This is a genomic window from Streptomyces sp. NPDC002536 (assembly GCF_053594995.1).
On the sequence record NZ_JBSFWU010000038.1, the window covers coordinates 52,741 to 60,196 of the forward strand.

Genomic DNA, 7,456 nt, shown 5'->3' on the forward strand with positions numbered 1-7,456 from the left:
AGCGTTGAAGAGATCCGGGAGTTATGGTGCCCGTCCACACAGATGACTACACGATCGAACCGCCCTCCGACACAGCCGAGGCGCTGGGCGGCTTCACGCTCCCCGGCGTGTTCGCGGCCGCCGCGCGTTCCGCCCCCGACACGGTGGCCGTCGTCGACGGAGACCGCTCGTGGACGTGGCGGCAGTGGCAGGCGGACGTCGCCGCGCTCGCCCGCGGCCTGCAGGAGTCGGGCGTGGAGCCCGGCGACGTGGTCGCGGTGCGACTGCCGAACTGCGGGGAGTTCGCCACCCTGCACCTGGCCGTCGCGGCCGTCGGCGCCGTGCTGCTGCCCGTCCACCACGGCACCACCGACACCGATCTCCACGCGCTGCTCGCCCGCGCCGAACCCGCCCTCCTCGTCCTCGCACACGACGGCAACGACAGTCACGACGACCGCGACGGCAACCGGGCCACGGCAACGGCCCGTTCACTGCTCGACGCCCTGCCGTCGCTGCACACCGTCCTGCTCACCGGGGACACCGCCGCCCGGGCCGGGAACTCCGGCGCGGAAGGCGTCACCCCGCTCGCGGACCTGCTGACGGCCTGGGCGGGCACGGCACCCCGGCCCGTGGAGATCACCCCCGGGATGCCCCTGCTGCTCCTCCCCTCCTCAGGGACGACCTCGGCGCGGCCCAAGCTGTGCGTGCACAGCCACGACGGACTCCTGTCCAACACCGCCGCCGTCACCGCCGAAACCCCCGGCACCTTCCACGGCACCGTGCTCACCGCCTGCCCGCCGACCCACCTGTTCGGCCTCCAGAGCCTGCACACCGCGCTGTTCACCGCCTGCACGCAGGTCCTGCTCGCCGACTGGGACCCGGACCGCTTCCTGGAACTGGCCCGCACGCACGACCCGCGGGTCGTCTTCGCCGTGCCGGCCCAACTGCACGACATCGTCGACCGCCTGGCCGGGACACAGGAACCCGCCGGGTTCCGCCCGCACGAGATACGCACGGCCGGAGCACCCGTGCCGCCCGCGCTCGCCGCGGACGTCCGGGCCGCCCTCGGCTGCGGACTCGTCGTGGTGTGGGGCATGTCCGAGCTCGGCACCGGCACCTGCTCACGGATCGACGACCCCGACGGCAGCGTGGGCAGGCCGGTCAGCGGTTCCCGGGTGCGCGTCGTCGACGAGCACGGCACGGAGTGCCCGCCGGGCGAGACCGGTGAACTCCAGTACCGCGGGCCCGGGGTGTTCCGCGGCTACTTCCGCGAGCCGGAGCTCACACGTGCCGCGCTCACCGAGGACGGCTGGCTGCGCACCGGCGACCTCGCCGGCATCGGCACGGACGGGGTGGTCGTCCTGCACGGCCGGGCGACCGAGCTGATCAACGTGGGCGGCCGGAAGTTCAGCGCCACCGAGGTCCAGGCCCTGCTCGCCGGCCTGCCGGGGCTGGGCCCGCTGGCCGTGGTCGGCGCGACGGACCCCCGGCTCGGGGAGTACCCCTGCCTGGTCGTGACCGACCGCGCCGACCCGGCGACCGGGCTCGGCGACGTCACCGCGTTCCTGCGCGGACTCGGCGTCGCCGACCACAAGATCCCCCTCGACCTGGTCACCGTGCGCGCCCTGCCCCGGACGCCAGCCGGGAAGCTCGACCGCAGGGCACTCGAACGCCTGCTCGCCGCCAGCGAGATCACCCCCGCCCCGGCCCGCCCCGGCGCCTCCCCGCCGCGCACGACCGGTGAGGCGCTGGAACTGGTCCGCACATGTGTCGCCAGCGTGCTCGGACCCGACGGCACCGCGATCCCCTTCTCCCCCGGCGAGGACTTCCGCCGCCTCGGCCTCGACTCCATCCGCGCGGTCCGCCTGCGCAACCTGCTGCGCGAGGAGACGGGCCTGCCCCTCCCCACCACCCTGGCCTTCGACTTCCCCACCCCGCAGGCCGTCGCACAGGTACTGACCGGCCAGGAGGACGGCACCGAGAACACCCCCATGCACCGCACACCGGAGCAGGACGAACCGGTGGCCATCGTCGGCATGGCCTGCCGGCTGCCCGGCGGCACCCACTCCCCGCGCGCCCTGTGGCAGTTGCTCACCGACGAGGCACACGTCATGGGCGGCTTCCCCGAGGACCGCGGCTGGGACCTCGACCAGCTCTTCGACGACGACCCGGACCGGCCCGGAACCACCTACGCCCGCGAGGGCGGCTTCCTCGACGCGGGCCGCTTCGACGCCGGCTTCTTCGGCTTCTCCGACCGGGAGGCCACGGCCACCGACCCGCAGCAGCGGCTGCTGCTGGAGACGGCCTGGGAGACCTTCGAGCACGCAGGCATCGACCCGACGACCCTCAAGAGCAGCCGCACCGGCGTGTTCACGGGCGCGATGCACCGCGACTACGCCGCCAACACCGCCGTCCCCCAGGGCGACTTGGAGGGCATGCTCGCCACCGGATCCTCCGACAGCGCCGTCTCCGGACGTATCGCCTACACCTTCGGGCTGGAGGGCCCCGCGCTGACCGTGGACACCGGCTCCTCCTCGTCCCTGGTCGCACTGCACCTGGCGTGCCAGTCGCTCAGGTCCGGCGAGTCCTCCCTGGCACTGGCCGGCGGCGTGACCGTCATGGCCTCCCCGGCGCCGTTCGCACAGTTCTCCCGGCTGCGCGCGCTGGCCCCCGACGCCCGGGCCAAGGCATACGCGGACTCCGCCGACGGCTCCGCCTTCTCCGAAGGCGCGGGACTGCTGCTGCTGGAGCGGCTGAGCGACGCCCGGCGCAACGGACACCCCGTGCTGGCACTCGTGCGCGGCTCCGCCGTCAACCAGGACGGCGCCTCCAACGGGCTGACCGCACCGAGCGGCCCCGCACAGCAGCGCGTCATCCGCCAGGCCCTGGCCGACGCCCGGCTGACGCCCCAGGACGTCGACGCCGTGGAGGGCCACGGCACCGGCACCCCGCTCGGGGACCCCATCGAGGTCCAGGCACTGCTGGCCACGTACGGCAGGGAACGCCCGCAGCAACGGCCGCTGTGGCTGGGCTCGGTGAAGTCGAACCTCGGGCACACGCAGGCGGCCGCCGGCGTCGTCGGGGTCATCAAGACGGTACTCGCGCTGCACCACGGCGTGCTGCCCAGGACCCTGCACGTGGACGAGTTGTCGTCCCGCGTGGACTGGTCCTCCGGCTCGGTACAGGTGCTGACCGAGGCCCGGCCCTGGCCGCGGGAGAACGCACGCACCCGCCGGGCCGGCGTGTCCTCCTTCGGGCTCGCCGGCACCAACGCCCATGTGATCCTGGAGGAAGCGCCCGCCGGGAACACGGCGAGCGACACGAGCACGGGTACGGGCGGCGCAGCCGGCACCGGGAGCCCGGAAACGGCCGGTGAGGTGACCGCGCCCTGGATCCTGTCCGCCCGCAGCCGGGCGGCGCTCCGCGCCCAGGCACAGCAGTTGGCCGAGCGCGTTCAGGACGACCCCGCCCTGTCCGCACAGGACGTCGCCTACTCGCTGGCCACCACCCGCGCCCTGCACCGGCACCGGGTCGTCGTCACAGGCTCCGGCCGCGCGGAACTGCTCTCCGCCACGGCCCGGTTCGCCGAAGGCAAGCGGCCCGCCGGGGTCACCGTCGAGGACTCCTCGCCCGGCGAGCTGGCCATCCTCTTCCCCGGACAGGGCGGCCAGCGGCCCGGTATGGGGCGCGAGGCGGCCGAGGCGTTCCCCGTGTTCGCAGCCGCGCTGCGCGACGTGTGCGCCGTCATGGACCCCTTGCTGGACCGGCCGCTCACCTCGGTGATGTGGGCGGATCCGGACTCCGAGGAGGCGGCCCTCCTCGACGACGCCACCTACGCGCAACCGGCCCTGTTCGCCGTCCAGGTCGCCCTGTACCGGCTCTTCGAGTCCTGGGGCGTGGTCCCGGACCGCCTGATGGGGCACTCCGCCGGCGAGACCGTCGCCGTTCATCTCGCGGGCGGACTCAGCCTTGAGGACGCGTGCATCCTGACGGCCACCCGGGGCCGGCTGATGGACACGCTGCCGCCCGGCGCGGCGATGGTGGCGGTGCGCATCTCGGAGAGCGAAGTGGCGCCGTACCTCGCCGAGTTGCCGGAGCCCGTGTCGATCGCCTCCGTCAGCGGGCCGCACTCCCTTGTACTTGCGGGTGCGGAGGGGCCCCTGGCCCTGCTCACGGACCGGCTCAACGCCGCCGGCCACAAGTCCCGGCGGGTCGCGGTGAAGGGGGCGGGCCACTCGCCGCTCATGGACCCCATCCTGGAGGAGTTCGGCGCCGTCCTCCGCACGCTGTCGTACTCCACGCCGGTCATCCCCGTGGTCTCGACCGTCACCGGCCGGCACATGACCGCCGAGGACGCCCACGATCCCGACCACTGGGTGCGGCACCTGCGGCAGTCCGTGCGCTTCAAGGACGCGGTCGACCGGCTCCGGGACGAACGCATCACCGGGTTCCTGGAGCTGGGCTCCCATCCTGCCCTCACCCCGTGGGTGGACGAGTGCCTGGAGTCCGCCGACCCCGGTTACGGGGCCGCCGTGGTGCCGACGATGCGTACCGGGGAGAGCGAACGGCACACGGTACTCAAGGCAATCGCCCGGATGCACGCCCACGGCGTTCCCGTCGACTGGCAGGCGGTACTGCCCGGGGCGCGGCCCGCTCCCCTGCCCACCTATGCCTTCCAGCAGCGGCGGTTCTGGCTGGCGTCCGCGCCTGCGGGTTCGGCGGCCGTCGGGGGCATCGGCGGCGACACGGCGGTGCTGGACGACGAACTGGACGAACTGCCGGAGCTGGCCGCCCGGTTGTCCGGCCTGGAGGACCCCGCCGCACAGGACGCGCTCGTGCGGGACCTGGTCCTCACCGAGGTCTCGGCCGTCCTCGGCCTCCCGGAGCTGGGGAGCGACGAGGGCAAGCGGCCGTTCAAGGACATGGGCGTCACCTCGGTGCACGCGGTCGAGCTGCGCAACCGGCTGATCGCCGCCACCGGCACGCACCTTCCCGCCACGCTCGTCTACGACCGCCCCACGCCGGACGCCGTCATGCGCCTGGTGCGCGACAAACTCGCACGGACGGCCGCGCCGGCACGGGACGCGGAGTCCGTCGTGACCGAGCTGGAGGCCCTGGTCGCGGCGGGCACGGAGCTCTCGGCGGAGACGGTGACGCGTCTGAAGGCGCTGACGGCGGGCCGGCAGACCACGGCGGGCGGCCCTGCTGCCGAGGGCGCCCTGGACCTGGACTCGGCCAGCGACGAAGACCTGTTCGCCCTGTTGGACACCCGGAGTTGACGTCACGGGTGCGGACCGTCAACTCCGGCGGCCCGCACCCGCGCAGCCCTCGCACCACACCACAACACAACACCACTGCAGGAGATCACCCATGAACGGGCTCGTTCGGCCCACCGCCGCCCGGACGGGCGGCGACATCATGATCGAGGCGGAGAACGTCAGCAAGGTCTTCGGACCGCTGCGCGCCCTGGACTCGGTGAGCCTCTCGGCCCGCCGCGGCACCGTCCTGGGCCTGCTCGGACACAACGGCGCGGGCAAGACCACGCTCGTCAACGTCCTCACCGCCGCACTGCCGCCCACGGCGGGGCGCGCGGCGGTCGCCGGCTTCGACGTCGTGCGCCAGGCACACGACGTGCGCAAACGCATCGGCCTGACCGGCCAGTTCGCCTCGGTCGACGCCCAGCTCACCGGGCGGGAGAACCTGGTGCTGCTGGCCCGGCTGCTCGGCGCGGACCGCAGGTCGGCCCGGAACAGGGCCGACGAACTGCTGGAGCTGTTCGGGCTCCAGCAGTTCGCCACGCGCCGGCCGGGCACCTACTCCGGCGGCCTGCGCCGACGGCTCGACCTGGCCGCGTCCCTGGTCGGGCACCCGGACGTCATCTTCCTCGACGAGCCGACCACGGGCCTGGACCCGTCGAGCCGGCTCAACCTCTGGGAGATCGTGGAAGGCCTCGTGGCCGAGGGCACCACGGTCCTGCTCACCACGCAGTACCTCGACGAGGCGGACCGGCTCGCGGACTCCATCACCGTGCTGTCGGCCGGCTCGGTGATCGCCAGTGGCACCGCCGCCGAACTCAAGGCCAAGGTGGGCCAGCGCACGGTGACGGTCACCCCGGACGCCGCCGCCGACCCGGCCGCGGCCTGCGCCGCCATACGGCAGGCGGGCCTGGAGCCGGTCCAGGACCACGAGAACGGCACCATCGTCGTCGTCATCGAGACCTCGAAGGACATCGCCGTCGTGATCCGGGCCCTCGACCACGCGGGGATCGAGGCCACGGAGCTGACGTTCGGAGAACCGACCCTCGACGACGTCTACCTCACCCTGGCCGGCCACACCGCCGGCTCGGCAGGCTCGACCGTCTCGGCCGGTACCGCCGCGTGAACCTCGCCTGCACCTGCACCATGCTCAGCGCCCACACCGTGGAGACCCCATGACCACACAACAACTCGCAGGACGCACCGACCCGGCGCCGCCGGCCCCCGATCGCATCGCGGGGCCGGCGCCCGCTTGGGGCGGCAGTTCGGCGCTGACCCAGATCCGCGTGCTCACCGGCCGGTCGCTGAAGGCACTGGTGACCGACCCCGGCGTGATCCTCTTCGGCCTGTTCCAGCCGGTGATCATCCTGTTCATCCTCACCCAGGTCTTCCGAGGGATGAACACCTCGGCCCACTTCCCCAAAGGGGTCGACTACCTCGACTTCGTCCTGCCCGCGGTCCTGGTGGACAACGCGGTGCAGTCCGCGATCCAGTCCGGCATCGGAGTCGTGGACGACCTGAAGAACGGCATGGTCGCCCGGCTCCGTTCAATGCCCGTCCACCCCGCTTCGCTGCTCGTCGCCCGCAGCCTGGCGAACCTGGTCCGCGCCGCGGTCCAGATCGCGATCGTCATCGTGCTGGCCATCGTCGTGCTCGGCTACTCCCCCAAGGGCGGGGCACTGAAGCTCCTCACCGCGGCCGGGCTGGCACTCTTCATCACCTGGACCCTGGGCTGGGCCTTCATCGCCGCGGCCACGTGGCTGCGCCGTGCGGAGCCCATGCAGAACCTCGCGGTCGTCGTGCTCCTCCCGCTGACGTTCGCGTCGAGCGCCTACGTCCCGATCGACGACATGCCCACATGGCTGGGCGTGATCGCCAAGGTCAACCCGCTGACGTACGCGATCGACGCGACGCGCGCCCTCGCACTCGACCTGCCCGGCGTCGGAGCCGTGATCCCCGCGATCATCATCAGCGGGTGCATCGCCGTCGCGGGCAGCATCCTCGCAGTGGTGGGCTTCCGGCGCCCGCTCTGATCCTCTCCGTTCCTCAACGCACTCCGCCCCGCTGGTCATCCAGCGGGGCGGAGTGCGTTGGCCGCCTCCGGAGCGGCGGGCCGCACCTGCTCGGCGCTCTCCTGCGTCGGCTCGTCGGCTTCCCCTCTCCGCAGATCGGGAAGATCCACAGCAAAGGCGTTCGGAGAAATCGGCCAAGCCCTGCTTTGA

At 73.0% G+C, this 7,456-nt stretch carries 3 protein-coding genes; all 3 read left to right on the forward strand.

Going from position 1 to position 7,456, the window contains the following annotated elements:
* Window positions 1–23: 23 nt before the first annotated feature.
* The 3 genes from ACWD4B_RS16560 (at window position 24) to ACWD4B_RS16570 (ending at window position 7,267) form a co-directional block, all read left to right on the forward strand.
* Window positions 24–5,258 (forward strand): type I polyketide synthase, encoded by a 5,235-nt coding sequence (locus tag ACWD4B_RS16560; protein ID WP_451421392.1) that lies wholly within the window; start codon window positions 24–26, stop codon window positions 5,256–5,258.
* Between the two features lie 91 nt (window positions 5,259–5,349).
* Window positions 5,350–6,360, forward strand: a complete 1,011-nt coding sequence (locus tag ACWD4B_RS16565; protein WP_451421393.1) for an ATP-binding cassette domain-containing protein — start codon at window positions 5,350–5,352, stop codon at window positions 6,358–6,360.
* Window positions 6,361–6,409: 49 nt separating this feature from the next.
* Window positions 6,410–7,267, forward strand: a complete 858-nt coding sequence (locus ACWD4B_RS16570) for an ABC transporter permease (RefSeq protein WP_451421394.1) — start codon at window positions 6,410–6,412, stop codon at window positions 7,265–7,267.
* The last annotated feature ends 189 nt before the right edge of the window (window positions 7,268–7,456 follow it).

Excerpts from the sequence above, each read along its gene's own strand:
- ACWD4B_RS16570 (WP_451421394.1), top strand. The coding sequence starts at position 6,410 with ATGACCACACAACAACTCGCAGGACGCACCGACCCGGCGCCGCCGGCC.
- ACWD4B_RS16565 (WP_451421393.1), top strand. The coding sequence starts at position 5,350 with ATGAACGGGCTCGTTCGGCCCACCGCCGCCCGGACGGGCGGCGACATC.
- ACWD4B_RS16560 (WP_451421392.1), top strand. The coding sequence starts at position 24 with ATGGTGCCCGTCCACACAGATGACTACACGATCGAACCGCCCTCCGAC.